The organism is Cyclobacterium xiamenense (genome assembly GCF_042140265.1).
Lineage (GTDB): Bacteria > Bacteroidota > Bacteroidia > Cytophagales > Cyclobacteriaceae > Cyclobacterium > Cyclobacterium xiamenense_A.
On the sequence record NZ_CP159481.1, the window covers coordinates 4,798,612 to 4,823,510 of the forward strand.

Here is a 24,899-nt window from a genome sequence, read left to right on the forward strand (position 1 = left end):
AGTTATGGCTTGTCCAGGCCATTCCGCCCATTTATAAGCCCAGTAATCGACAACCTGCTTAATACCCCGCCGCTTGTCCGTCTTTCCTCGATTCCGAAGCCCCGTAATACACCCCGTTTTTACGCATAATGGCCTGATAGCCTCCAAAAATACCCTTTCCCATTCGCAAGGTATGCCCTTTGTCCATCAGGCTTCGGATTACTTCGTAGTCAAAGCCGGATTCCAGATAGGTGCCGCCACTGGCGAGGTTCTCATCCCGGTGATAGATTCGCGGTGCGTCCCCGGCTTCCTGCAGGTTCATGTTAAAATCAATAATATTCGTAATGATCTGCACATGTCCCTGGGTTTGCATGTCCCCACCCATCAGACCGAAACTCATGAACGGCTCGCCATCTTTTGTAACAAACGCCGGAATGATGGTATGAAAAGGCCGCTTGCCAGGTGCGTATTGGTTGATATGCCCCTCTTCAAGAACAAACCCAGCACCTCGATTTTGCAGCACGAAGCCCAGGCCAGCCGGTACCACCCGGGATCCAAAAAGTGCAGAATTGCTTTGGATCAACGAAACCATCGTGCCGGCATCGTCCGCTACTGTCAGGTATATCGTGTGATCACCGGAGGTCAGCCCTTTTGTAAAACTTCCCGCCCGATCGGGATCGATCAATTTTCTCCGCTCCACGGCATAATCTTCGGACAGCAACCCATCAATAGGAATGGTACCAAAGTTGGGATCGCCATAGTAGGTAGTCATGTCCGCATAGGCCAACTTCTTTGCCTCCAGAAAGGTATGAATATGGGCTGCACTGCCATAGCCCATAGCCGCCAGGTCAAATCCTTTGAGGATATTCAACATCTGTAGCGCCGCCATGCCCTGTCCATTGGGGGGCATTTCCCAGACATCGTAGCCGCGGTAGTTGATCGATACCGGCTCCACCCATTCGGGCCGATTGTTTGCCAGGTCATCCATGCTGAGGTAGCCCCCTTCGCGCTGCACCTGATCAACAATGGCGCGCGCGACTTTTCCCGTATAAAATCCGTCTCTACCTTCTTTGGCGATGATTTCCAGGGTATTCGCCAGGTCTGGGTTTGAAAATAGCTCTCCTAAGTGCGGAAGCCTGCCTTCACCCGTAAAATAGGTTGCCTCAAACGATGGATTGCCGGAACCCAGATTGACGGTTGAAAAATTATCCGACACTTCAGACGAAACCGGAACACCTTCCCTGGCATACCGAATGGTAGGCGCCAATAAATCACTTAATTCCATTGCTCCAAATCGCTCGTGTAAGGCAAACCAGCCGCCCACCGCGCCCGGCGTTGTTACGGAAAGCGGCCCGGTCTTGTAGGTGTTACCGGCAGCTATTTCAGCCTTGAATTCGGCTAGCGATAAGCTGGCGGGGGATTTTCCACTGGCGTTGATTCCATACAGGTCCTGGGTTTTCGCGTCCCAGACAATGGCAAACAAATCACCCCCAATGCCATTGTTTCCCGGATCGGCAAATCCCAAGAAAGCGTTCGCCGCAATGGCCGCATCCACGGCATTTCCTCCACGTTTCAATATGTCAATAGCAATTTGTGTGGCGAGCGGATGGTTGGTGGCCGCCATGCCATGTACGGCAAGTACTTCGGACCGGGTGGCAAAAGACTTTCCCGATAGCCGGTCCTGGGCAATTCCCAGGTGCGTGCCTCCAAGGCATAGAATAAGTAGTAAACAGCGCAGGTTCATTTCTGTATTTTTTAACTGAAAGGTGTATACGATCCGGGTAAAAATAAACCCGGCATTGGTAGTCTCTGCTAAGAGATTTGAAAGTCCGAAACCCATTCCTTTGTTGTTCAGGTCCTGACAGAAGGTTTTTGCTGAGGACCGAAACGGCTGCATCCGAAGCAGTGGGCTTGCCGTACCCACTCCCATAGCCAGGTAGCGCGGACCCGAACAGGCAACCGGACTCCCGTTAGTAAGCTAAGAAAAAAAAACCATATCGTCATCGAAACCCAACAAAAAGTCTGCAGCAAGCCCAACAGCAGAAACGCAACCGGAAAACGGCAGGCTTTTCCCGGTTTCCAGACCGATACGATTTCTTTTCCGGCCTGAAATCGATTCGACCGGGAAAAAAGCCTGTCCACAAACCACTCTGAGCCAAAAGCCCAGGCCTGGAATTTTGACAAAAAACCCTCGGGGTCAACCTGTTTTCCCTAAGAAACCGGGCCGGGAAAAAATCACCTGTGCCGAACAATAGTGGACTTGCCAAGTAGTGCACTATCCGGTTCAAAGCCACTCTGCCCGGCAAGCGAGGCGTTGATCCAGTACGCTGATTTCTTGTTTGTTGTCACCGGAAAATCAATAATCCGGGCTCCGTTGAGAATTTTTTTCGCGGTAATTGCCACCCATTCCCCCTGTTCCCTGGCCACTTTTGTTAATCCAAAAACAGCATAAGGCATCATAAAGTCCTCCGTGGTTACGACCGGAACCTGTAGGTGCCGATGGATAAACTGAATCGCATCGTCCCGATCCCACCCTTTGATCGCTCCATTGGTGGGCAAATAAATGATGTCGTAGTCCCGATTCCCCGCTTTAAATGCAGCCTTCCATTCGGTATAATCATCGACCAGCCGGTAGGTAGCCATCAGCCCTGTCCGGGTAAAAAGCGTATCCAGCAAGAGCTCTTCTTTTCGGGAGGTAGTGGTATTTTCGGAAAGGAAAAGTAATTTTTCCATGGACGGAAAGTAGGATTGCATGGTGACTACCATATTGGCAACCGGAAGTATTTCCAGCATCCCGGTTACCTTGTCCGGAGGAAGCTCGTATTCCGCATCTGTCCAGTTTACCCCACAGAAAATAATTGGCATGTTTAACTCGTCCAGGTGAGGTTGTACCAGATATTTTACCGCGTTATCGTCCGAAACGAGCAAAATATCGGGAGCATCTCTGACAATGGATTCGAATACCTCCGCCGCTTTCTGCTTGATTTTCAGGGAATCGGGCTCCCGTTTGGTATCCATAAAATAGGTAGCTACTTCAAAACTGTCGGCCGGAAAATGTGTCAGTATGCCATCCATGATCTCGTCGCTCGATGGGTGTCCCCGGTGAAACGAGTTGACATAGGAAATCACTTTCTTTTCCTTCTTTGACAGGCAGGCATGAAAAAGGGATGCGTTGAGAAAAATCAAAACCAAGAGAAAACCGCGGGAAACTACAGACATAAGCTATGTTTTGCTGGGTTGATAAAACGAATCGTTGAGGTTTTGCTGACAACTAGAAAGTACCGCACAAATAGGAGTTGATCGGCACTCGACCGCTACCAATCGGGTGGCCATCCTTTTTCCTTTCCGCGGAACCAGGTAACGGACTGCGGACCCCGGGCGATGCCTGCACCACCTGAACGGATACCCGGTCGCCGAAACCGGGAATTCATTCAGGCAGTCGGAACATTTACTCGACCATAGCGGCAGCATCTACCCATTCTCCGTTGAGCATGACTTTTTTGATGGCGTACATGGCTTTGATATCCACGGATGGATCCCCTTCCACCAGAATCAGATCAGCCAGTTTGCCGGATTCAATACTGCCCAGTCGGTCCTGAGTCCGGAAATAACGCGCATTATGAAGGGTACTGCTGGAAATGACCTCCAGGGGACTCATTCCGGCTGCTACCAATAACTCCATCTCTCGTTGGTACGCCAGTCCGCGTTGGGCATATTTGCCGGAATTGTGGGAGCCGGTTACCACCGTAACTCCGGCTTGATGGGCCATCCCTACAAAATCGAGCATGTTTTTAAAGCCTTTTGCCTGATACTCCTCCACCTCTTCGTCCCCGAATTGCCTTTCGAAAGTGGTCAGGGTGGGTGACAGTACTACGTTGTTTTGCACGGCGAGGGCGAGCACCTCTTTCACCCGGTCAGCGGACAAATCTATTTTTGACCAAAGCAGGTACCTGCCATCTCTTCGGTAGTTATTGTCTGCCTGAACCCCCTCCCGAAATTCCCTGGCATCCTCCGGACGAGCCAGGGCGGTGCCAAAAGAAGTAACGTGCTCTACCCCATGTAACCCTGCCAGAATCGCATCGTCCGCATCCACTAGCTCCAAATGGGCCACTACCGGGATATGGTAAAACTCGGCCGTTTGGATCACTGTCTCGAAATATTTCAAGGGAAGACGAAAATATATTTTAATCCCTGAGCCACCCTGTGTAACATAGTCCCGAATCAGTGTTCGAACATGATCGGTACTCCTCACCAGCGACGCCTGATCCAAATAGACCCCCGGATACCCATCCAGGTGCGCCCCGGTCAGGTATACCCGAGGTAATTTTGTCTGCGCAAAATGCAGGGACTGGTAAAAACGAAAGGGATGTCCGGGATCCCTGATGGTCGTTACACCGTTGGTGAGTATGGCATGCAGGGCCTTGTTGTTGTTTACATTGTGCAAATGCGCATCTATCAGCCCCGGAAGCAGGCTCATGCCACTGCCATCGGTGATTTCTGTTCCCTCCGGTACGCTTACCTGATTGGCCGGACCTGCTTGCAAGATGCGGTTACCCTGGATCAACACGACGGCATTTTCCAGAGGAGGCCCTCCCAGCCCATCGATAAGGCGCACATTTACAATCGCGCTGAGCCGATCATTTGACGGGCCGTCCGGTGGATTTACTTCCAGCAGCGAGGAATTTTGGGCAAAAGCCAGATTCGTCAGGCTTAAAAACCCGAGGCCCAGCAAAAAAACGATGGAGTTCACTAATTTCACCTTATTCATGGATTGCACATTCATTCGGTACCCGTTTCGTATGTATCTTCTAAATGTATCCATCCTTTTCGAATAATACAAGGAGGGTACGTGGGGTTCAGACGGGCCGGACGGTTCGATTCAGGTATGTATTCATCGGTCTCCTTCGTGATTTCAAGGGTTCGAAACAAGGGGATAATCACCATTCACCTGACCTTTAGCCAGGCATTTTCGGTCACATTGCTGGTCTCCGCTAGATCAATCTCATATAAGGTTGCGTGTTCATTTGGCCCCGTGTACATGCCATTCATAAAGTGACAGTTCGCTATTTTCGCCTGAATTCTTAGCAAAGATTGACCGTTTCCCATGATGTTCATGGCCTGAATGCTATGTATTTTACCTGGTAACGATTCTTTTCCATATCCCCTGCCTCCAATCAGTAGGGCTTCATACCGATCCTCTCTGGCTCTAAAAATAACTCCATTAAGGAAGACATGATGGATTCCTGCCCTATCGCTGGCTCGGATCGCGACCGCCCGGTACCGGTTTTCGCAAGATATATTCGTAATCACCACTTGTTCGATGTCATCTTCCGGTCCGTACCAGCGACTGGCCGAGACCATACTCCGGTCAATCTCACCATGCTTTTTGGGAATATCAGGAGCGGTATCCAGATTAGAAAGCGCTATAAAATCATCGCCCGTTATACCCGAGATGTTATCGATCCGAACGTTTTTACATCCCTGTCTCAGGTTAATCCCGTCCTTATTGGCCGTCATCAATTGCTGGCCACCCACAGTCACAAACTCCTGGTTGAAAATGGTCACATCGGATACATCGATTCCCACGGTTCGCTCAAAACTGATGGTCCAGCCATGCGCATTTTCAAAGCGAACATTTTTAAGGCTAAAGCCCCGGACATACCCTATCAATACCATGATATTCCTCCAGTCACCCGTTTGTTTCAACCCAGGCTTTCCGGCATCGCTTCCGTAGCTGACCCGCCAATTCCCCTTTTCCTGCTCCCGCTGTGGATTCAGGCTGAGCTTTCTGGCACCGTCACCAGTAGCCCGGGGATTAGTTGCCCCTCTGAGCACCGCATTTCCAACCCCATAAATTCGTATGTTTTCGTTCCATCTCGGGTGGGTAATGCCGGCTCCTACATTGTCCGAACGGAACAGATTGTCTCTGCTTTTATCGGAAAGTTGCAAGGTGCAATTGTCCAGAATCAGCGTGATATTTCCTGGCAACAATAAGGCGCTATCGATCATCCAAATGTTGGTTCCGTTGGTATTTTCCTTTGGAATTCGCACTACCTGGCTGCTTGTTTTGGCAATTTCTATGGCCTGGATAATGCGTTCGGTATCCGTGCCGTCGAAAGAATTTGGGTTTACCGGTTGATATTTCCAGGATTCTCCCCTACCCACAGCAACGCTCTGGAAAGTGGTCATGCACGCAAGGACGTAGCAACAAACTACCCACAGAAAACAGTTAGGCTTCAACATAGGGTTATTTTTAGACAAAAATCAGCCTGAATCCCTTCAGGCATACCGCGAATAAAGACCGAGCAACATTGGATGACCATAAAGCAGCTGCCTTATCGGGTAACGGAAAATTAACCAACTTTGGCGGATAAAAAAAATCAACAACTTTAGGACGGGAATAACCGCATTCCTGCGAAGGGGGTCCAAACGAAGGAAAAAAAACGAAGGAATTAAGAAATGAGGGTTTTCCCACAGACATCTTCATTATTTTGCTAAAAATTGGTACTTTCGGTACGATCTATGCGGTGCAATTACCCGACTTTACAGCGATCCTTATGTCCGAAAAAAAGCGGGCCGTCTGGCCTTATGTAGTATCTGCTATGGTTATCGGGAGCCTCGTTGCCCTGTATTTTCTCAATGACTCCGTTCAAAACTTTTTTTCTGAAGCCTGGCAGGTCTTACGCAGCAACGACGAAAAGAAAATTTCCAATTGGGTGGATCAATTTGATTACTGGGGCCCGTTGGTCATCGTAACAGCGATGACCCTGCAGATGTTTTTAGTGGTGATCCCCTCGTTTCTTTTGATGGTGGTTACGGTCCTGGCTTACGGACCCTGGGCCGGGTCCGGTATTATTTTCCTGGCGATTTTTACGGCCTCTACCATTGGGTATGGGCTTGGTTTTAGATTTGGCACGCCGGTTACGGACCGAATGCTGGGTAAAAACACAGAAAAAAAGGTATCGGTTTTCCTGGAAAACTACGGCTTCTGGGCCGTCATTGTAACCCGGATTTCTCCCTTTTTATCGAACGACGCCATCAGCATCATTGCCGGCATGCTGCGGATGGGCTACTGGCGATTTATTGGCAGCACCCTGCTGGGAATCGCTCCGCTAACCCTGTTGACGGCATTTTTGGGAGAAAATACCGAGCGCCTAAAAACCGGCCTGGTCTGGATCGGCATCGCCAGTCTCCTGGGCTTTATCGGCTATGTTTGGTGGGATCGAACGGGGAAAAAACGCAGCAACTCAACCAATAGGTAAAAGGCCTCGCAGCAGCGCCTGGTACCGAAAAGGCAGGCTAAAATTGAATCGGGCTATCCCAAACCAACCTCCGTCTGCGTTGGCTAAAAAGAAACGTTACACCTACCAAAGAAAAAAGCCACCACGAAGGAGCCTTCATGAGTGGCATTTTTTGAGCCCCCTGCCGGGATCGAACCAGCGACCTACTGATTACAAGTCAGTTGCTCTACCAGCTGAGCTAAGGAGGCTTTTGTTAACGTATTTCTCGCTGATGACGAAAGACCCAAAAGGCAATCGCCAAATGAGAGGGCAAATATAATTTTATACGCCTGGTAAATCAAAATTTCAGAAGGTATTTTTACATAAAAATACCTAGTCCACTCAAATTGAGCCCGTTAAAATTCCCGAATGATGGATAGTTTTTTCTTTAACTTATCCACTTCCTGTTCGGCCTTGTCGATTTTTTCCTCAAATTGATCTTTCAACTTGTCGGCAGTCTTGGAGGCTGCAAAGAACTCCAGGTTGTTTCGCCACAGCGTGATGTTATTTTCCAGATCGGAAATCTGTTTACGTATTCCGTGCTCCTTCTTGTTCAATACCCGGTTGCTATTCGGGTCGGATTGTAACTTATTGAGGTTGAGCCGAAACATAAAATCCTCCTTGCTCGCCCCTTCCAATTCCAAGGTACCCAGGTAGCTGTTAACTGCCTCGTTGAATTTGGACTGAATATCTTTCATGCTCTTTCGGGGAACAAATCCTATGTCGTTGAATTCCTGGATCAGGGCCTCCAGCGCTTCGGGACTGGTCTCTCCCGGGGTGGATACCGCTGCCAGAATGCGCTTGCAAACCTCCTCTTTGGCTGCAAGGTTCTCTTCAAAAGCCTTGTTGGTCTCCTTGTTCGAATCCCGCCGATTGTTGAAAAACGTATCGCAGGCTTTTTTGAAACGGGAATACAAATTATCGCGGAACTTTTCCGGAAGGGGCCCCAGTTCTTTCCATTGTTTCTGCAATTGGATCAAGTGATTGGAGGTAGTTTTCCAGTCGGTACTTTCCATGTGGGATTCGGCTTCGGTAATCAGCGCCTCTGCTTTTTCCTTGTTTTCGTTCCGAATCTCATCCAATTCCTTAAAAAACTGATTTTTGTGATGAAAGAATTGCTTGAATAATCCCCAGAAACCTTTGTTGATTTCTTTTCCGGATTCCCGCGGCACCGGACCGATGCTTTCCCATTCCTTCTGAAGGAGCAAAATCTCCTTGGTCTTGCTGTTCCAATCCCTGATTTTTTCTCCCTTGAAGGTGCTAAAAGCGGTTAATTTCTCAATCAGCTTTTCTTTCAATTCCTGATTGGCCTTAAACACTTCCTTCTGACTTTCGTAGTAGGCCTTTCGTTTGTTATACACCCCGTCGGAGGCGGTTTTAAATCGGGTCCAAAGGCCTTCCTGCTCTTCCCTGGGTACGGGGCCGATGTGCTTGAACTCCTCGTGCAGGTCATTCAATATGCGGATGGCCTCCTTGATATCTTCCATTTCCGCCAATGCCTCTGCCTTTTCGCAAAGCTCCAACTTGCTCTCGAGGTTTTTTTTGCGGTCCAACTCCTTCAACTCAAAGTAAATGCTTCGGTTGTCATAGAACCGGTCCATTAGCGCATTATAGGATGCCCAAAGGTTTTTGTTCTGGCTATGAGGGACGGGGCCAATCTTTTTCCACTCGTCTTGTATCTTTTTGATCGTCTCGATGCTATGGGTGGTCTCCTCGCCATCTACCAGGTGCCTCAACCGATCCAAAATGGTATTCTTCTCCTCTGCATTCTTCTCTTTGGAGCGCTCAATCTCTTTTACTTGTTGGTGTTTTTTATCTTTAAACTGCTGGTAGGTAGCAAAAAACTCCCGATCCTCATCCGTTCCGCGAAACTCAAAACCCTCTTCCTCTCCTCCATCCCGGATAAACTCCTCAAGCGCCTGCTCCTTTTCCTTTGCGTAATATTCCTCGTAATGATTCTTTATTTCCTGGACAAGGGCATCCCGCTTGATAAAGTCCTGCTCCGCGGCAAAATCTTTCAGGGCTTTGAGCAATTGGGTTTTGCTATACTGGCTAAAATCCACTTGTTCTTCGTGCTCCTCCTCCTGCTGTTCCTCCGTGTCCTCCTCTACTGCCTCTGGTTCGGCTTTTTCCGCTGCATTTACAGCGGCTTCCTTAATTGGCCCGTCCACGGTCGTTTCAGGTATTTCCTGCGTCTCCTGCGCGGAGGGCAGGTCTGCCTGAAGCTCTGAACGCTCCGAAGCCTCCGGCTGTGCCGGGCTTTGCCCGGCTTCAGGGGCTTCCTCGCTGGATTCCGAGTTCATTTCCGCCTGGTTTACCTCTTCCGCTTCTCCTGGCACTTCTGCTGTATCTGGCTGTTCTGCGCTTGCGTCGGGTAGTGCCTCTGCCTGCGACTTCTCTGCCGTTTCTTCCGTTTCCCCTTTCGATGCATCCAAACCTGATTTTTGGCTATCCGCCAAATTTTCAGTAACCTTATCCGATTCTTCGGACATTTCTTTATCCTTATCCATAATAGTGTTGTATTCTTGAGTAAATCAATCCATACGAAACAAAAATAGCAATTTTGGGCTAATTAAGTCTCGGGTCTATGGGATAATTTGCCAAAACCTGGAAATCGCCGCCCATGTTTTTCAATATTACCCGCCAAAGATCGTCCGGTTCCGATAAAAAAATATTTGGGGCATAGGCATTGTCACAGACGATCCAGGTATTCTCGGTAAGCTCTTCCTTCAGCTGTCCTTGTTCCCAGCCGGAATATCCAATAAAAAACCGAAAGTCTGCCGTATTGATCATCCCCAACCGGTGTTTTTCCATTAACTCAGCAAAATCGCCGCCCCACCACAGGTTTTTACCCACGGAAATACTGTCAGCCAGCAATTGCTCCCCCTGATAGATAAAGTGAAGCGTATTTTGTTCCACAGGACCGCCTACGTACACTTCTTTGTCCCGTAGCTCACAGCCATCGAGCAGTTCGTCCAGTTTGAAGATGGAAAGCTTGTTTAGTACCAAACCAAAGGACCCTAATTCGTTGTTTTCACATAGCAATACCACGGAACGAACGAAATTTTCGTCCTGAAGAAATGGCTCTGAAATCAACAGACTCCCGGATTGAGGCGATATGTTAGGTAGTGGTTGCATGAAAAATAATGACAACGAGGGTTTAATTTAAAGTAAAAATTTTTAATTACAATATATTTGCAATCTTTAATTGATTTTCCTCGCAAAAATTGAAAAGATGAAACTCGCGGACATTAGAAAGGAATATTCCTCTAAAACTTTAGATATTAAAGGGATGAAAACCGATCCATTGGAACAATTCAAGTTATGGCTTTCAGAAGCCATCACTGCTCAGGCAAACGAACCTACGGCCATGCACTTGAGTACGGTAGATGCCGACATGAAGCCCGATGGGAGGATCGTGTTGTTAAAGGGGGTAGAGGAAGGATTCGTCTTTTTTACCAACTACAGCAGTACCAAAGGCAAACAGCTCGAAAAGCATCCAGTTGCTTCCCTGACTTTTTTTTGGCCGGAACTGGAACGGCAAGTACGTATTGCGGGCAGGGTGGAAAGGGTCGGTGGGGCCGAATCCGACGAATACTATCTGAGCCGACCCCGGGAGAGCCAGGTGGGAGCCTGGGTCAGCCCACAAAGCCAGGTCATTCCGGACCGGGCGTATCTGGAAGAAAAATTAGCGGAAGCCGTCAAGCGATTTAAAGAAGAACCCCTCAAACGACCCAACCATTGGGGCGGTTTCCGGCTCGTTCCGGAATCCCTGGAATTCTGGCAAGGCCGGCCCGCGCGACTGCACGACCGGATTCGCTACCAGCTATTCGAAAGAACGTGGAAGATGGATCGGCTGGCACCCTAAGCTTCCGGAGCGGCCTTATCCGGAGCCTTGCCTTCTTGCGGCGCATCCGAAACAAATTACCGATTGCCTACCGGCTGTGGTGGCGAATCGAAAACACGGGTATTCAAGTCCAAAGGGAGTTGCCATCCATCCGGCAAGAAACGCAAGCTTTTCGCTTTACACCAAGTCAAATAAATCACGAACCCCCGGGACGCGTTCTGCAGTAAATCCCTCTCCGTACTTCACGTTGATTTTGTGGCCCATTTCCCGACTCCTCGCCTCGATAAAATCGAGGAAATCCGGTCGCGATATAAAACTTTCGGGCTCCCTGGAATCCGGATTGTAAAACTGTGATTGGAAAGCCAGGATGCTGTTTATTTTGGTTTCCCAATGATCGGAGATATCTACGACCAGGTCCGGCTCGATATAGTTGTTCTGAATGTAGTGGTACACGAATTTGGGACGCCAGGCTTCCTGAAGTTTCCCGTCTTTTTCGGTTTCCAATTTCCGCAACCCGCTCACAAAGCAGGCATGGGAAGCGAGACTGCCTCCTTTGCCGTGATCCGGATGTCGGTCACTGACCGCATTGGCCAGCACAATTTCCGGACGATATTCACGCAATACCCTGGCGATCGCAACCTGATGGGCTTTATCGTCTGCAAAGTACACGTCCTGAAATCCCAAATTCTCCCGCACGCTAACCTTTAATAGCTCCCCCGATTTCTTTGCTTCGTGGAGTCGAAGTTCGGGAGTGCCCCGGGTACCCATTTCACCGCGGGTAAGATCCAAAATACCCACCTTATATCCTTTCGCGACCTGTGCAGCCAAGGTACCGCTACAGGAAAGTTCCACGTCATCGGGGTGTGCCGCAATGGCCAAGATATCCAGTTTCATAGCTATCCGTTTCGTAAACGTTATGTTTTTTATTGTATCTGTAACCGCTGTCCGATCTGCAAAACTGCACGGGTGCTAATGCCGTTCAGTCGGGTAATCTGGCTCATTCGAACGCCATACCTGCGGGCAATCAGGGAAAGATTTTCCCCGGACCTCACCCGGTGGTAAATGGACTCGCGCATCCGAATCTCGTGCTCAAAACTGTTGGCGGTAAGCTGAAAAACCTGCGAGCGGATCCGACCAATTTCAAAGTCGAAAATCTCGGTGGGATCGATGGAAAGCCCTCGATACCGCACTTCGAAATGCAGGTGCGGCCCGGTGCTTCTACCTGTATTTCCACCCTCGCCCAACACATCCCCGGCCCGGATTTCCTGCCCTACGGCCACCTGCACCCTGGAAAGGTGACCGTAAAGCGTCTCGAGCCCATTTCGATGGCGCAAGACCAGGTAATGACCATAGCCCTGCCTTTCGTACGAGCGGACGCGAACAATGCCGTCAAATGCTGCTTTGACCGGATCACCGACGGAAAGTTTCAAATCCGCACCGTGATGCCAGCGGTACCACCTCCTACCGAATGGGGAATTGATTTCCGTATTCTCCACCGGAACACTCCAATTGGATCCAAAATAGGGATCGTACAGGATCACCTGCAGCGTATCGTCAAACTCCCTGGGATCGAAGTCGTAGCTATCTACCTTTTTGCTATCCCAAAGCCCGTAATACTCATGGGCAGTAATCCAAATGCTGTCTACCAGTACTTCCTCTGCTACTTCCACCAGGCGATTTGTGGGTACCCAAAGGGGATAGGAAAGCTCTTCACTAACCAGGGAAAACCTCTTTCTTAAGTCAAGCTCCGCCGGAAAGATAAGGGTATTGGTAATGTCCGAAAGCGCTTCCCGGTACCGGTCGGCATCAAAAATTTGCAATGCCTCCGGGGGAATAATTTTCCGCTCTACCCGATTCGGCTCCTGGTCTGATCGTTTCATTTCCTGAGCTGCTGCCTGTAAAAACGACAAGAAACACAAAACCGCCAAAGGAATCCATCGTTCGGGTTGCCACATGGAGAACCCAGACTATTCTTCTGCCGATAAAAACCTTTCCGCATCCAGAGCTGCCATGCAGCCTGTTCCCGCTGCAGTGACCGCCTGTCGGTATTCGTGGTCTTGCGCATCACCGCAAGCGAAAACGCCAGGAATATTGGTTCGGGTAGTGCCCGGAACCGTTTGTATGTATCCATTCGCATCCATGTCCACCAGGCCTTCAAAAATGGAGGTATTGGGCTGGTGACCAATGGCTACGAAAAATGCCTCGACTGCCAGTACCTTTTCCTCGCCTGATCGATTACTTTTTACGCGCACCCCGGTTACCTCTTCTTCACCGAGAATTTCCTCCGTTTCGTGGTTCCACAAGATCTCGATCTTTGGATTATTCATCACCCGCTTTTGCATGATCTGTGAGGCGCGCAGTTCATCTCTGCGCACGAGCATGTATACCTTTTTACAGATATTCGCCAGGTAGCTGGCCTCCTCACAGGCGGTATCTCCTCCTCCTACAATGGCTACTTCCTTTCCGCGAAAAAAGAACCCGTCGCACACGGCGCAAGCAGACACCCCTTTTCCATTCAGGCGTGTTTCGCTTTCAATCCCCAGCCATTTGGCAGAGGCACCGGTAGAGATGATGATGGTATCGGCAATTAGGGATTTGCTATCGTCTACGGTAGCCCTAAAAGGTCTCGTACCCAAGTCAACGGCTGTCACCACCCCGTACCGTACCTGTGTGCCAAAGCGCTCGGCCTGCTTCCGGAAATCCTCCATCATCTGCGGCCCCACGACTCCATCCGGATAACCGGGATAGTTTTCTACATCATTGGTGATAGTAAGTTGGCCCCCGGGCTGGGCTCCGGTGTACAATACCGGTGATAAGCCTGCTCTGGAAGCGTAGATCGCCGCTGTATAACCGGCAGGACCGGATCCGATAATGAGCACTTTTACACGTTCAATCTCCTGATTCATGGTTCAATGGTTTTTAACTATATCCTAGGCACTGCCTATTCTGGGTTGGTAACAAAATATAAAAACAAAAAAGTTTAATTTTCCTTATAATATTTTACCATTACATAAAAAAAGGGCAAATAGCCCTTTTTACTTTCATTCTACAGCGGAGCCTGATTATCCCAGGTAGGGCTTCAGCGTTTTGCTCCTGCTGGTATGTCTCAATCTTCGAATGGCTTTTTCCTTGATCTGCCGAACCCGTTCGCGGGTCAGGTTGAATTTCTCGCCGATTTCTTCCAATGTCATCGCATGCTCCCCGTTCAGGCCAAAATACAAGGTGATCACATCGGCTTCCCGTTGGGTTAGCGTGGACAATGCTCGCTGTACTTCTTTACGAAGAGAATCGTTCATCAATCCATCGTCCGGCTTGGTCTCACCGTCGTTTTCCAGTACATCGAGCAGACTGTTTTCCTCTCCCTGCACGAAAGGTGCATCCATGGACACGTGTCTTCCGGAGATTTTCATGGTATCTACCACCTCTCCGGCGGTGACCTCAAGTACCTCTGCCAGTTCTTCCGGTGACGGTTCTCGCTCAAATTTTTGCTCCAACTCCGAAAAGGTCTTGCTGATTTTATTCAACGAGCCTACCCGGTTGAGAGGCAAGCGGACGATCCGGGATTGCTCGGCCAATGCCTGCAGAATGGACTGCCGGATCCACCAAACCGCATAGGAAATAAATTTAAATCCCCTGGTCTCATCGAAACGCTGCGCAGCTTTGATCAACCCCAGGTTTCCTTCATTGATCAGATCTCCCAAAGACAAGCCCTGGTTTTGGTATTGTTTGGCAACAGAGACAACAAAACGGAGATTGGCTTTGGTTAATTTTTCCAGGGCCAGTTGGTCCCCTTCACGAATTCTTTTGGCCAAAACCACCTCTTCGTCTGCTGTCAATAGATCTACCTTACCTATCTCCTGAAGGTATTTATCGAGAGACTGACTCTCCCGGTTGGTAATCTGTTTACTGATTTTAAGCTGCCTCATTCAATTTTGTCTATTATTTTTTTCTGCAATCATAACAGAAGTTCCCTGAAAATAAGTTCAATTATAAGAAATTGTTCTACATTCTCAGGAAACTTTCAGCCTTTTATCCTTTTCTTTCCGGTTTGGGCAACAAGGCTTTGCGGGAAAGCTTGTATTTCCCTGTTTTTTTGTCGACATCGATTAGTTTTACAGCGATTTCTTCGCCGGATTCCAATACGCCATCCATGGATTCCAGTCGCTCCCATTTAATTTCGGAGATGTGCAAGAGACCGTCTTTGCCTGGCATAAACTCAACAAAGGCACCAAATGGCATGATGTTTTTCACTTTCCCGGTGTATACCTCACCGATTTCAGGCTGAGCTACAATGGCTTTAATGCGAGCAATGGCTCCATCCATGGAATCCTGATTATTGGAGAACACGTTGATTTTGCCCACGTTATCAACTTCTTCGATAATGATGGTGGCACCCGTGTCTTTTTGAATTTCCTGAATCACTTTCCCTCCGGGACCAATGACCGCTCCTATCAGCTCCTTCGGTATCTGCATGTTAAACGATCTCGGTGCATGCGGCTTGAATTCCGGCCTTGGCGCCTCCAGTGTCTTATTGATCTCATCCAGAATGTGCAGCCTGCCCTTTCTCGCCTGATACAGGGCTTCCTTCAAAACCTCGTAATCGAGTCCTTCTACTTTCAGGTCCATTTGGCATGCGGTGATACCTTTGGCGGTACCGGTCACTTTGAAGTCCATGTCGCCCAAGTGATCTTCGTCTCCCAATATATCGGAAAGAATCGTATAATTACCGGTTTTGGCATCGGAAATCATCCCCATGGCAATACCTGTCACGGGCGCTTTGATGGAAATCCCTGCATCCATCAACGCCAGCGAACCGGCGCAAACCGTTGCCATGGAAGAGGATCCGTTGGATTCCAGAATATCCGATACGATACGGATGGTGTAGGGGTTTTCGGCCTCGGGGGGCAACACTTTTTTCAGCGCCCGCATTGCCAGGTTTCCGTGCCCTACTTCCCGTCTGCCCGGACCACGATTGATCTTTACTTCGCCCGTGGAAAATCCAGGGAAATTATAGTGTAAATAAAACTTATTGAAGCCAGACAATACCGCACCATCGACCATTTGTTCGTCCAGTTTGGTACCCAGCGTACAGGTAGTGATGGACTGGGTTTCACCCCGGGTAAAAATGGCCGATCCGTGGGCAGAGGGCAGGTAATCCACCACCGACCAGATGGGTCGAACTTCATCCGGATTTCTTCCATCCAGACGCTTCTTCTCGTTCAAGGTGAAATTCCTGGCGGCCTCCTTGTGGATTTTTCCAAAATACCGTCCAATGAGTGATTCGTCGTATTCGTGCTCCTCGCCCAAACTCTCCACAAACGCTTCCTTGATGGCCTTGGTCAGGTCGGAACGCTCCTGTTTGTTGGCAATCTGACGGCTCACGACTTCGTACAATTTGTCGTACAACTCGGCCTTCATTTTTTCGAAAAGTGCCTCGTCGTTTACTTCGTGACTGTACGCGCGCTTTTGCTCTTTTCCGACCGCCTTGGTAAGCTCCTTCTGCACCTGGCAATGCCGCTTCAACTCCTCGTGAGCAAATTGAAGCGCTTCCACCATTTCGTCTTCTGAAATTTCGTCGCCTTCGCCCTCCACCATCAGGATAAACTCCTCCGAACCGGCTACGATCAGTTCCATGCTGGCTTTTTCCAGATCGGAAGGCTTGGGATTGATGCAGAGCTTGCCCTCAATTTTCGCCACACGAACCTCCGATATGGGACCATTAAATGGAATATCGGACACCGCCAGGGCAGCCGATGCGGCCAATCCTGCAAGGCAATCCGGAAGAATATCTTCATCCGAAGACATGAGGGTGATGCTGATATTGGTATCGGCATGGTAGTCGTCCGGAAAAATGGGGCGAATCGCACGGTCTACCATTCGGCTAATCAGGATTTCATAATCCGACAGCCTTCCTTCTCTTTTCAGAAATCCGCCCGGAATCTTACCGGAGGCGGCAAATTTTTCCTGATAATCTACGGACATGGGCAGAAAATCCACACCCTCTCCGGCTTCTTTTTTGGTAACTACGGTAGCCAATAAAATGGCTTTCCCCATTCGAACCACCACGGCTCCATCGGCCTGCTTGGCCAGGGCACCCGTTTCCAGGATGATCTCCCTGCCGTCTTCCAGGGTGATGGTTTTTGAAATTACATTTGGTAACATAAATTTTTGATTCTGTAACGTGTATAGTTGTAAAAGTAAGGCTTAATACTAGGAGGTAGTAAAAAAGTAAGGTTCCCTACTACAGGGAACCCCACGTGTTGTTATTTACGGATACCCAGGTCTGCAATCACAGCCCTGTAGCGCTCGATGTCGATCTTCACCAGGTAATTCAGCAGACGCCTTCGCTTACCTACCAATTTCAAAAGCCCTTTTCGGGATGAATGATCTTTTTTGTTGGTCTTCAAATGTTCGGTCAGGTGCTTGATCCTGTAGGTAAACAGGGCAATTTGTGATTCGGGAGAGCCCGTATCCACCTCTGACTTCAACCGACCATGATTCTTGAATAGTTCTACTTTCTCTTCTTTCGCTAAATACATGCTTAGTCAAATATGATGGTAATTTTTTTAAAACAGAGACAAAGGTAGCTGTTTTATTCCAATTTATAAAATATCTTCTTTTAACTTTTTTTGGGGCCGAAACCGCCCGGCTACCTTTACCACTTTATCCCAAATCCCCTGATAAAAATCCGGTTCAAACAACCGGGCGTCTTTTCTGGCCTGCCGCAGAAAGAACAAGCCGAAGGGAATCAAGGCCAAATTAGAGAAGAACGTACCAAACAGGGTATCCGACATCCCTTCTTTCGCCCACTTTTCTCCCGTGATGGTCAGCATGTAATACATGATGAAGAAGATAATGGACAGAAGCACCGGCATGCCCAAACCACCTTTCTTAATAATGGCGCCTAAGGGAGCACCGATCATAAACAAGACAAAACACGCCAACGACTGGGTATACTTCTGGTACCAGGCAACTTTAAACACCCGATAATTTCGCTCCACCTCTTCAATACGGGCCTTGTTAGTGGTAAAATTATTTTTGATGTTCCGGGCAGCGGTCAGCCCTACCGTAGCTTGCGACGTTTGGTAACGAGGCGTGTTGCGCAGCGAATCCAAGGTTTTTTGCTGGGCTGGGCTAAGGCTGAGTACCGGTGCAGGCTTTTCCGGTATATTTGCAGCAGCGTTTTGATTGATGCGCCGCAGATCGGGGCCGGACCTCCCCGGTTTTTCAGCAGCCAAGGTACCGGTTCGAACGCTATCCACCTCGCCGGAACGGGCCGCTCGCCCCCGGTTTTGGGTAGCGGCTGTATCCGGTGAATTACCTTGCTGCCCGTTCGATGCATTGTCATTCCTTTGCGAGCTCCTCTCTACCAGGGATGAATCTACTCCGGGCCTGCCCAATGCCGGTGAACTTGAAGTGGTATCGCCGTTAGTCCCGGTCCCCGTGATCGGAAGACCGTTTTCAGCGTTTTCATTCTCCTCCTTGTATTTTAAATTCCGAAGCGAATCGGATTCGTTTTTCTTATCCACGATTGCCTGTGGCGGATCCAACTCCCGATTCCTGCCAAAGTAATTGTACGAGGCTTCCGTATTTGCAAAATTAAAAAAGTACCAGTGATTCAGCTCCCGGTCCATGGAGTCCAGATCCACCCGGATTTCACCGATATTTTTGATGGATTTACTATTGGACCAGAGGTTTTCCGGAGTCCTTTTCATATCAAACGCATCCAGGCTGAAGACCATTTGGTTGGTCTCAAACTGGGTTCTGCTAAAAGCCACTGGTTTGTCCTTGATGCCGCGCTGACTTTGCCCTTCCTGGTAGCTATTGCCATGGTACAGGGTAAGCATCATGTAGCGTTCATTAAAAAAGGGTTCCATCCGGCCCGAATCAGCCGTGATGAGGTGAAGGTTTCCCTGCCCCCGGGTATGGTCGTAAATCAATACGTCTTCCAGGCGCACCTCGTCCAACTTTCGGTTTACCTTGATGCTGTAATTGGGGATGCCGTTGTAAAAGACCCCCTCCTTGATATCCAATGCGGGTGATTTTTTGCGAATGTCGTACAGTAAGCTAAAGGTTTTCAGGTTTACCCGCGGTACCAGGTAGTTGTTCGATAAATAAGCAAAAACCGACAAAAATACCACAAAAACGCCAATGGGAAGCAGGGCACGAAGCAGGGATATGCCACTGCTTTTGATAGCCGTCAATTCAAAATGCTCCCCCAGATTACCGAAGGTCATCAGGGAGGAAAGAAGGACCGCCAAAGGAAGTGCCATGGGAGAAATGCTGATCACGAAATACCCAATCAACTCCATGTATACCGCAAAGGGCAGATCCTTCCCAAATATTTCGTCAAAATACTTGAGCATGTTTACCGTCAGCAGAATAAAATCTACGACGATGAATGTCAGGAGAAAGGGACCCAGAAAAGACCCCAGGATGAGTTTATCTAATTTTTTCATGAAACGTCTTTCTTCTTTAAAGACGAAACAAAATTGAGCATATTATGTCACAAATTGGAATATTTTTCCCGCTTATCCGCCGATTATTTCCTTCAAGCCATTGATCAGACCTTCCCAGATCGACCGCTGTTCCTGTTCGTCGTACGCGTCTCCGTATTCGATGACCCGTAGGTAGAAGGTCTGTGTAAGTTCGTTTTCGTCCAGCTTGAACTCAATAAAGGGGTTATCGGTATCCGCTTCGTCCTCATCCGAAGGATCAAAAAATTCAAATTTTACATGGTGATTGGTACGCATGATCACCGGACGTGCGTAATGGTTTTCTCCATCGTAAATAAAGTTGTATACCTTGTCTTCGTTGATGACCACATCGTCTGCAAACCACTGGGCCAGCCCGCTGGCAGTACTTAGATAGGGATAAATTATCTTTTTCGATGTATTGATCTGGTAGTCTGAAACAAACTTAATTTTCTGCATGGCCATTCTGTTTCTGGTTGTAAAAAGTATTTTTTTTAGGTATTCAATTTGCAATTCAAGGATTATCCTCACATATTTGCATTCCCATTCGGCGAGGTAGCTCAGATGGTTAGAGCGCAGGATTCATAACCCTGAGGTCAGGGGTTCAACTCCCCTCCTCGCTACAGGCAAGAGGTCTCACACATGAGACCTTTTTTTTAGCCCGCCGGATTTGCAAGAGGCCGGTAGGATGGTTGCTACTATCCCTTTTTACAAAATTTCCCGGATTTCAATTTCAGCCAATTGGCCTTTCCCTGTTCCTTCACTGAACATGGCTATTTTTGACTCCACTACCACTCTTCCTACGGATACCCGTATCCGTTCGACCTATCGAAAAGTAATATACTGAAATTTTCAAAAAAGTAAAGCTTGTAAGCAATTACCGGATACAAAAAAACCCTCGTGCGAGGGTTTCTTTGTATCCGGTTACCATCGGATTTATTTTACTTTTTCCACCACTGCTTTGAAAGCATCCGGGTGATTCATGGCCAAATCGGCCAGTACTTTTCGATTTAAGTCAATGCTGGATTTTTTAAGCATACCCATGAACTGGGAATAGCTGATTCCGTACTGTCGGGCACCCGCATTGATACGTTGAATCCACAGAGCGCGGAATTCCCTTTTCTTAACTTTTCTGTCCCTGTAGGCATACTGAAGGCCTTTTTCGTACTTGTTTTTAGCTACCGTCCAGACATTTTTTCCTCGTCCAAAATAGCCTTTGGTCGCTTTTAAAACTTTTTTTCTTCTGGCTCTGGAAGCCACTGCATTTACCGATCTTGGCATGATTGTTTTCGATTTTGGCCGTTGGCGCTTGCTGCTTTTGCTGGCAAGTCTTGCTCAACCAAAGGCCTGGTTTGAATTAAATAACCTGAATGGAATGGATTAGATTCGTAGCATTGCTTTTACTCGTCCCTCGTCCGTTTCGTGAACGACCCCCCACTTGGTAAGGTTTCGTTTCCGTTTTGTAGACTTTTTGGTCAGAATGTGGCTTTTAAATGCATGCTTTCTTCGGATTTTTCCGGTGGCAGAAAGCTTGAACCTTTTCTTTGCACTTGATTTGGTTTTTACTTTTGGCATTACCCTCTATCTATTAGTTAATTTATTTCTTTCCTGCCTTGGGAGATACGAAGATATTCATCCGCTTTCCCTCCATCTTGGGGAGCTGCTCCACCTGCCCGTAATCCTCAAGGGCCTGGGCAAATTTCAACAGCAACATTTCTCCGCGCTCTTTAAACACTATGGTTCGTCCCACAAAATGTACGTAGGCTTTGACTTTCGCGCCATCCTTGAGAAAATTAATGGCGTGTTTTAGTTTAAAATCAAAATCATGGTCGTCCGTATTGGGACCGAACCGTATTTCCTTAACTACTGTTTTTGCTGCATTGGATTTGATTTCTTTCTGCTTTTTCTTTTGTTCGTATTTGAACTTGGCATAATCAATCACCTTACAAACGGGTGGAGCAGCGGAAGGAGAAATTTCCACGAGATCAAGACCATTATCCTGGGCAAGTGCGATGGCTTTGTCCGTCGGCATGACGGCGTTTCCACCTTCTACAAAATCCCCCACAACCCTCACTTCTCGGGCCCTGATTTTTGAATTTACCCTATATGGCTCCTCTTGTCTCGGAGTATACGTTCTTTTTCCTCTCAAAATAGTTATGGTTGTCGTTTAAAGTTTCAATCTGCAAATATCTAATAATTTTTTAAATATTAAAAATCAGCAAATTATTATACCGTTATTTATTCAATGATTCCTGAATGATTCCCTGGAAGTACTCCACAAAGGCTTCCAGCTTAAAACTGCCTTTGTCTCCCTCCCCGTGTTTGCGCAGGGAAATCCGGTTTTCTTCCTGTTCTTTCTCTCCGACAATCACCATAAACGGGATTTTCTTGACCTCAGCATCCCGGATCTTTCGCCCGATCTTTTCGTCCCGGTGATCGACTTCGCCGGTAATCCCCTGATCGGCCAACAACAGTTTCACCTGTTCGGCGTAATCAGCAAATTTCTCGGAAATGGGAAGAATGACCAACTGCTCGGGGGCTAGCCACAAGGGAAAGTTGCCCGCACAATGCTCAATCAATACCGCCACGAAACGTTCCAGGGAGCCAAAAGGTGCCCGGTGGATCATCACCGGGCGATGTTTTTGGTTGTCAGAGCCGGTGTACTCCAACTCAAAACGTTCGGGCAACTGGTAATCCACCTGAATGGTACCTAATTGCCAGCTTCTTCCCAGTGCATCGCGAACCATAAAGTCCAATTTTGGCCCATAAAAAGCGGCCTCTCCCAGCTCGGTGACGGTCTGTAGCCCTTTCTCCCCGGCAGCTTCTATGATCGCGGCCTCGGCCTTGTTCCATGCGGCTTCCTCACCGATGTACTTTTCGCCATTCTCCGGATCACGCAGCGAAATCTGTGCCGTATAGTTTTCGAATCCCAAGGCCTTAAATACGTACAGGACCAAATCTATGACTTTGATAAACTCTTCCTTCACCTGATCCTGCCTGCAAAAGATATGCGCGTCGTCCTGTGTAAATCCGCGTACGCGAGTCAATCCATGCAGCTCCCCACTTTGCTCGTACCGGTATACGGTGCCAAATTCGGCATACCGCACCGGTAAGTCCTTGTAGGACCGGGGTTTGCTTTTGTATATCTCGCAATGGTGGGGACAATTCATCGGCTTGAGTAAAAATTCCTCTCCCTCGTGTGGTGTAGTAATGGGCTGAAAGGAATCTTTGCCGTATTTTTCGTAATGGCCGGAAGTTTCGTACAGGGCTTTGTGACCGATATGCGGGGTGATCACCTGCTGATAGCCCGAATGGTCCTGCTCTTTTTTTAAAAAGCTAACGAGGCGTTCCCGAAGCAGCGTTCCCTTAGGCAACCATAGGGGCAGGCCCATCCCTACCTTTTCCGAAAAAGTAAATAACTCCAATTCCCTTCCCAGCTTTCTGTGGTCTCTCTTTTTGGCTTCCTCCAGCATTTCCAGGTATTCCTTCAGCTCCTTGGCTTTGGGAAAGGTAATGCCGTAAATACGGGTCAGCATTTTGTTTTGCTCGTCCCCTCGCCAGTACGCCCCGGCAATGTTTAGCAACTTGACGGCCTTTACAAACCCAGTGTGCGGGATATGGGGCCCGCGGCAAAGATCGGTAAACTCCCCCTGCTTGTAAAACGTGATGCTGCCATCCTCCAGTCGCTCAAGTAGATCCAACTTGTATTCATCCCCCTTCTTTTGGTAATATTCCACGGCGTCCTGCTTGGAAATCTCACTACGGATGTAGGCATTTTTCTGACGGGCAAGTTCCACCATTTTGGCTTCAATTTTTTCCAGTTCTGCCCCCTCCAGCGTTCGCTCTCCAAAATCCACGTCGTAATAAAAGCCCTGCTCGATTGGCGGCCCAATACCAAACTTGATTCCGGGGTACAGTGCCTCCAGAGCCTCGGCCAGCAGGTGAGCAGAGGAATGCCAAAACGTAGATTTCCCCTCCTTGTCGTTCCAGGTAAGAAGGGCAATACTGACGTCCTTGTGTATGGGGCGGGTGGCGTCCCAGATTTCCCCGTCGACCTTTGCAGCCAGGACGTTTCGGGCCAGCCCTTCACTGATGCTCAAGGCAATATCCAGACTGGTGACCCCTTTTTCAAAAACCCGGACCGAGCGATCGGGAAAGGTTACATTGATTTCATTTTCAATTTGTGACATGCGCGCGCTTTCGATTTGTTTTCACCTTTACAAACAGGTGTCTTGTAACGGACTGCAAATATGCACATTCGTAAGGGTAAAAAAAAGGAGAAACCGGGCTTATCCCCGGAAAGGAACGAAAGCCGCAAAAGGTGGTCTGATTTACAACAGATCTGCTACGCGACAGACCCGATGCGAACGACAAAAGCGGATACGAAGGAAATCTCCTGGCCTGATTTCGTTTACCGGATAAAGGAACTTCCCTAGCACTTTCCTCCCGCAGGGTAGCTGGAAAACCAACCAGCCAACCCAGCCCGGGAAGGCATGAAGATGTGCCTGCCCCCTTTGCCAAACCTACCCCTATACGGGTTATGCCTGTGGTTGAGCCCAGGTTTTGCGTCAGCCCGTACACCCGATCCGGTCATAAGTCCGGTATTTCGGCCTGTGCAACCGAACGAACAAGCGGGTGACTAACGAAAAAACTCCCTTCGATGGGCTTCGATATTTTTTACCAGCTGCTGGTACCAGCGGTACCGTATTTCCATTTTTTCCGATTCGTCAAGTTCAGGAGCTTGCTGCCCGGGTAATTTCTGCTGCAACGCATACAGGCAAATGGCCGCACTGACAGAAATATTAAAACTTTCAGTAAAGCCACTCATGGGAATGTGCACCAATCCATCTGCAGCTTTTTTTGCGGCCTCGCTGACGCCCTCATGCTCGTTTCCGAAAACCAGGGCAATAGGCTGGTTGGGATGCAGATCCGCTAGCGGAATGCTACCAGCCTGCTGCGGGCTGGTAACAAAGATTGTGTAGCCTTTTTTTCGGAGTAAGTCGAAGCATGCTTCCACACCCGCACGGTCGGTAGCCAGGTGCCGGTGGATATCCACCCACTGCCCCGCCCCCCGGCTGACGTAAGGATTAATTTTATAACCCGGCTCTTTTTCAATGACGTGCAGGTCCTGAATACCAAAGCAATCCGCCGTGCGCACTACAGCGGAGGCGTTGTGTGGTTTGTAGATATTTTCCAGGACAAGGGAGAAAAAACGGGTTCGTTTGCACAAAACCCTTTCAATTACCGCTTGCTTATGAGGGGTGATGAATTTCTTCAGGTAATGAAAAAAAGCCAAATCCTCTGCTTTCAGGTCCATCG

21 protein-coding genes and 2 tRNA genes are annotated in these 24,899 nt (G+C 48.6%); 3 read left to right on the forward strand and 20 right to left on the reverse strand.

The genetic code is table 11. The annotated features are described in order from the left end of the window. Window positions 1-58 precede the first annotated feature (58 nt). The 4 genes from ggt to ABWH99_RS19520 form a co-directional block, all read right to left on the reverse strand. The gene (gene ggt / locus ABWH99_RS19505) at window positions 59-1,723 is read right to left on the reverse strand and encodes a gamma-glutamyltransferase (RefSeq protein ID WP_375586603.1); all 1,665 of its coding nucleotides are present in this window, start codon (window positions 1,721-1,723) and stop codon (window positions 59-61) included. Between the two features lie 491 nt (window positions 1,724-2,214). Next, window positions 2,215-3,198, reverse strand: a complete 984-nt coding sequence (locus tag ABWH99_RS19510; protein ID WP_375583483.1) for an ABC transporter substrate-binding protein — start codon at window positions 3,196-3,198, stop codon at window positions 2,215-2,217. Window positions 3,199-3,427: 229 nt separating this feature from the next. Beyond that, window positions 3,428-4,801 carry an amidohydrolase family protein gene (locus ABWH99_RS19515; protein ID WP_375583484.1) on the reverse strand — a complete coding sequence of 458 codons (1,374 nt, stop codon included), beginning with the start codon at window positions 4,799-4,801 and terminating at the stop codon, window positions 3,428-3,430. A gap of 122 nt (window positions 4,802-4,923) precedes the next feature. Next, on the reverse strand, window positions 4,924-6,168 hold the full coding sequence (locus tag ABWH99_RS19520; RefSeq protein ID WP_375583485.1) for a hypothetical protein: 1,245 nt from the start codon (window positions 6,166-6,168) through the stop codon (window positions 4,924-4,926). A gap of 368 nt (window positions 6,169-6,536) precedes the next feature. On the opposite strand from ABWH99_RS19520, the gene ABWH99_RS19525 reads away from it, so the two are divergent. After that, window positions 6,537-7,241: a TVP38/TMEM64 family protein gene (locus tag ABWH99_RS19525; protein WP_375583486.1), complete on the forward strand. Its 705-nt coding sequence runs from the start codon at window positions 6,537-6,539 to the stop codon at window positions 7,239-7,241. Window positions 7,242-7,395: 154 nt separating this feature from the next. On the opposite strand, the gene ABWH99_RS19530 is transcribed toward ABWH99_RS19525, so the two are convergent. The 3 genes from ABWH99_RS19530 to ABWH99_RS19540 form a co-directional block, all read right to left on the reverse strand. Beyond that, window positions 7,396-7,468 (reverse strand) — tRNA-Thr (locus ABWH99_RS19530). A 147-nt stretch (window positions 7,469-7,615) separates the two neighbouring features. After that, complete coding sequence (locus ABWH99_RS19535) at window positions 7,616-9,769, reverse strand: DUF349 domain-containing protein (protein ID WP_375583487.1); 2,154 nt, start codon at window positions 9,767-9,769, stop codon at window positions 7,616-7,618. 58 nt (window positions 9,770-9,827) lie between these two features. Continuing rightward, entirely contained in the window at window positions 9,828-10,397 is a 570-nt protein-coding gene (locus ABWH99_RS19540; protein WP_375583488.1) for a YqgE/AlgH family protein, read from the reverse strand. Window positions 10,398-10,494: 97 nt separating this feature from the next. Between ABWH99_RS19540 and pdxH the strand changes: the two genes are divergently transcribed. After that, on the forward strand, window positions 10,495-11,127 hold the full coding sequence (gene pdxH / locus ABWH99_RS19545) for a pyridoxamine 5'-phosphate oxidase (protein WP_375583489.1): 633 nt from the start codon (window positions 10,495-10,497) through the stop codon (window positions 11,125-11,127). Between the two features lie 156 nt (window positions 11,128-11,283). On the opposite strand, the gene bshB1 is transcribed toward pdxH, so the two are convergent. The 8 genes from bshB1 to ABWH99_RS19585 form a co-directional block, all read right to left on the reverse strand. After that, window positions 11,284-12,000 carry a bacillithiol biosynthesis deacetylase BshB1 gene (bshB1, locus tag ABWH99_RS19550; RefSeq protein WP_375583490.1) on the reverse strand — a complete coding sequence of 239 codons (717 nt, stop codon included), beginning with the start codon at window positions 11,998-12,000 and terminating at the stop codon, window positions 11,284-11,286. Between the two features lie 29 nt (window positions 12,001-12,029). Next, window positions 12,030-12,986, reverse strand: coding sequence for a peptidoglycan DD-metalloendopeptidase family protein (locus ABWH99_RS19555; RefSeq protein ID WP_375583491.1), 957 nt, complete (start codon window positions 12,984-12,986; stop codon window positions 12,030-12,032). A gap of 87 nt (window positions 12,987-13,073) precedes the next feature. Continuing rightward, on the reverse strand, window positions 13,074-14,012 hold the full coding sequence (gene trxB / locus ABWH99_RS19560; protein WP_375583492.1) for a thioredoxin-disulfide reductase: 939 nt from the start codon (window positions 14,010-14,012) through the stop codon (window positions 13,074-13,076). A gap of 156 nt (window positions 14,013-14,168) precedes the next feature. Then, window positions 14,169-15,032, reverse strand: a complete 864-nt coding sequence (locus ABWH99_RS19565; RefSeq protein ID WP_010853621.1) for an RNA polymerase sigma factor RpoD/SigA — start codon at window positions 15,030-15,032, stop codon at window positions 14,169-14,171. Between the two features lie 103 nt (window positions 15,033-15,135). After that, window positions 15,136-17,268, reverse strand: a complete 2,133-nt coding sequence (gene pnp / locus ABWH99_RS19570; RefSeq protein WP_375583493.1) for a polyribonucleotide nucleotidyltransferase — start codon at window positions 17,266-17,268, stop codon at window positions 15,136-15,138. Between the two features lie 101 nt (window positions 17,269-17,369). Beyond that, entirely contained in the window at window positions 17,370-17,645 is a 276-nt protein-coding gene (rpsO, locus tag ABWH99_RS19575; protein ID WP_092175303.1) for a 30S ribosomal protein S15, read from the reverse strand. A 63-nt stretch (window positions 17,646-17,708) separates the two neighbouring features. Then, the gene (locus ABWH99_RS19580) at window positions 17,709-19,565 is read right to left on the reverse strand and encodes an LptF/LptG family permease (protein WP_375583494.1); all 1,857 of its coding nucleotides are present in this window, start codon (window positions 19,563-19,565) and stop codon (window positions 17,709-17,711) included. 72 nt (window positions 19,566-19,637) lie between these two features. After that, window positions 19,638-20,039 carry an START-like domain-containing protein gene (locus ABWH99_RS19585; protein ID WP_375583495.1) on the reverse strand — a complete coding sequence of 134 codons (402 nt, stop codon included), beginning with the start codon at window positions 20,037-20,039 and terminating at the stop codon, window positions 19,638-19,640. A 90-nt stretch (window positions 20,040-20,129) separates the two neighbouring features. Between ABWH99_RS19585 and ABWH99_RS19590 the strand changes: the two genes are divergently transcribed. After that, window positions 20,130-20,203, forward strand: a tRNA-Met gene (locus ABWH99_RS19590). 313 nt (window positions 20,204-20,516) lie between these two features. Here ABWH99_RS19590 and rplT read toward each other — a convergent pair. From rplT to ABWH99_RS19615, 5 genes are all read right to left on the reverse strand, one after another. Further along, window positions 20,517-20,861: a 50S ribosomal protein L20 gene (gene rplT / locus ABWH99_RS19595; protein ID WP_375583496.1), complete on the reverse strand. Its 345-nt coding sequence runs from the start codon at window positions 20,859-20,861 to the stop codon at window positions 20,517-20,519. 99 nt (window positions 20,862-20,960) lie between these two features. Beyond that, window positions 20,961-21,155: a 50S ribosomal protein L35 gene (rpmI, locus tag ABWH99_RS19600; protein WP_092175295.1), complete on the reverse strand. Its 195-nt coding sequence runs from the start codon at window positions 21,153-21,155 to the stop codon at window positions 20,961-20,963. Window positions 21,156-21,177: 22 nt separating this feature from the next. Then, window positions 21,178-21,729, reverse strand: a complete 552-nt coding sequence (gene infC / locus ABWH99_RS19605; RefSeq protein WP_375583497.1) for a translation initiation factor IF-3 — start codon at window positions 21,727-21,729, stop codon at window positions 21,178-21,180. Between the two features lie 85 nt (window positions 21,730-21,814). After that, window positions 21,815-23,770, reverse strand: a complete 1,956-nt coding sequence (thrS, locus tag ABWH99_RS19610) for a threonine--tRNA ligase (RefSeq protein WP_375583498.1) — start codon at window positions 23,768-23,770, stop codon at window positions 21,815-21,817. Window positions 23,771-24,219: 449 nt separating this feature from the next. Continuing rightward, window positions 24,220-24,897 carry a TrmH family RNA methyltransferase gene (locus ABWH99_RS19615; protein WP_375583499.1) on the reverse strand — a complete coding sequence of 226 codons (678 nt, stop codon included), beginning with the start codon at window positions 24,895-24,897 and terminating at the stop codon, window positions 24,220-24,222. Window positions 24,898-24,899 lie beyond the last annotated feature (2 nt).

Bases quoted from the DNA above. Each gene is read 5' to 3' on its own strand.
- ggt (WP_375586603.1), bottom strand. From the start codon at position 1,723: ATGAACCTGCGCTGTTTACTACTTATTCTATGCCTTGGAGGCACGCAC.
- ABWH99_RS19510 (WP_375583483.1), bottom strand. From the start codon at position 3,198: ATGTCTGTAGTTTCCCGCGGTTTTCTCTTGGTTTTGATTTTTCTCAAC.
- ABWH99_RS19515 (WP_375583484.1), bottom strand. From the start codon at position 4,801: ATGGATACATTTAGAAGATACATACGAAACGGGTACCGAATGAATGTG.
- ABWH99_RS19520 (WP_375583485.1), bottom strand. From the start codon at position 6,168: ATGACCACTTTCCAGAGCGTTGCTGTGGGTAGGGGAGAATCCTGGAAA.
- ABWH99_RS19525 (WP_375583486.1), top strand. From the start codon at position 6,537: ATGTCCGAAAAAAAGCGGGCCGTCTGGCCTTATGTAGTATCTGCTATG.
- ABWH99_RS19535 (WP_375583487.1), bottom strand. From the start codon at position 9,769: ATGGATAAGGATAAAGAAATGTCCGAAGAATCGGATAAGGTTACTGAA.
- ABWH99_RS19540 (WP_375583488.1), bottom strand. From the start codon at position 10,397: ATGCAACCACTACCTAACATATCGCCTCAATCCGGGAGTCTGTTGATT.
- pdxH (WP_375583489.1), top strand. From the start codon at position 10,495: ATGAAACTCGCGGACATTAGAAAGGAATATTCCTCTAAAACTTTAGAT.
- bshB1 (WP_375583490.1), bottom strand. From the start codon at position 12,000: ATGAAACTGGATATCTTGGCCATTGCGGCACACCCCGATGACGTGGAA.
- ABWH99_RS19555 (WP_375583491.1), bottom strand. From the start codon at position 12,986: ATGAAACGATCAGACCAGGAGCCGAATCGGGTAGAGCGGAAAATTATT.
- trxB (WP_375583492.1), bottom strand. From the start codon at position 14,012: ATGAATCAGGAGATTGAACGTGTAAAAGTGCTCATTATCGGATCCGGT.
- ABWH99_RS19565 (WP_010853621.1), bottom strand. From the start codon at position 15,032: ATGAGGCAGCTTAAAATCAGTAAACAGATTACCAACCGGGAGAGTCAG.
- pnp (WP_375583493.1), bottom strand. From the start codon at position 17,268: ATGTTACCAAATGTAATTTCAAAAACCATCACCCTGGAAGACGGCAGG.
- rpsO (WP_092175303.1), bottom strand. From the start codon at position 17,645: ATGTATTTAGCGAAAGAAGAGAAAGTAGAACTATTCAAGAATCATGGT.
- ABWH99_RS19580 (WP_375583494.1), bottom strand. From the start codon at position 19,565: ATGAAAAAATTAGATAAACTCATCCTGGGGTCTTTTCTGGGTCCCTTT.
- ABWH99_RS19585 (WP_375583495.1), bottom strand. From the start codon at position 20,039: ATGCAGAAAATTAAGTTTGTTTCAGACTACCAGATCAATACATCGAAA.
- rplT (WP_375583496.1), bottom strand. From the start codon at position 20,861: ATGCCAAGATCGGTAAATGCAGTGGCTTCCAGAGCCAGAAGAAAAAAA.
- rpmI (WP_092175295.1), bottom strand. From the start codon at position 21,155: ATGCCAAAAGTAAAAACCAAATCAAGTGCAAAGAAAAGGTTCAAGCTT.
- thrS (WP_375583498.1), bottom strand. From the start codon at position 23,770: ATGTCACAAATTGAAAATGAAATCAATGTAACCTTTCCCGATCGCTCG.
- ABWH99_RS19615 (WP_375583499.1), bottom strand. From the start codon at position 24,897: ATGGACCTGAAAGCAGAGGATTTGGCTTTTTTTCATTACCTGAAGAAA.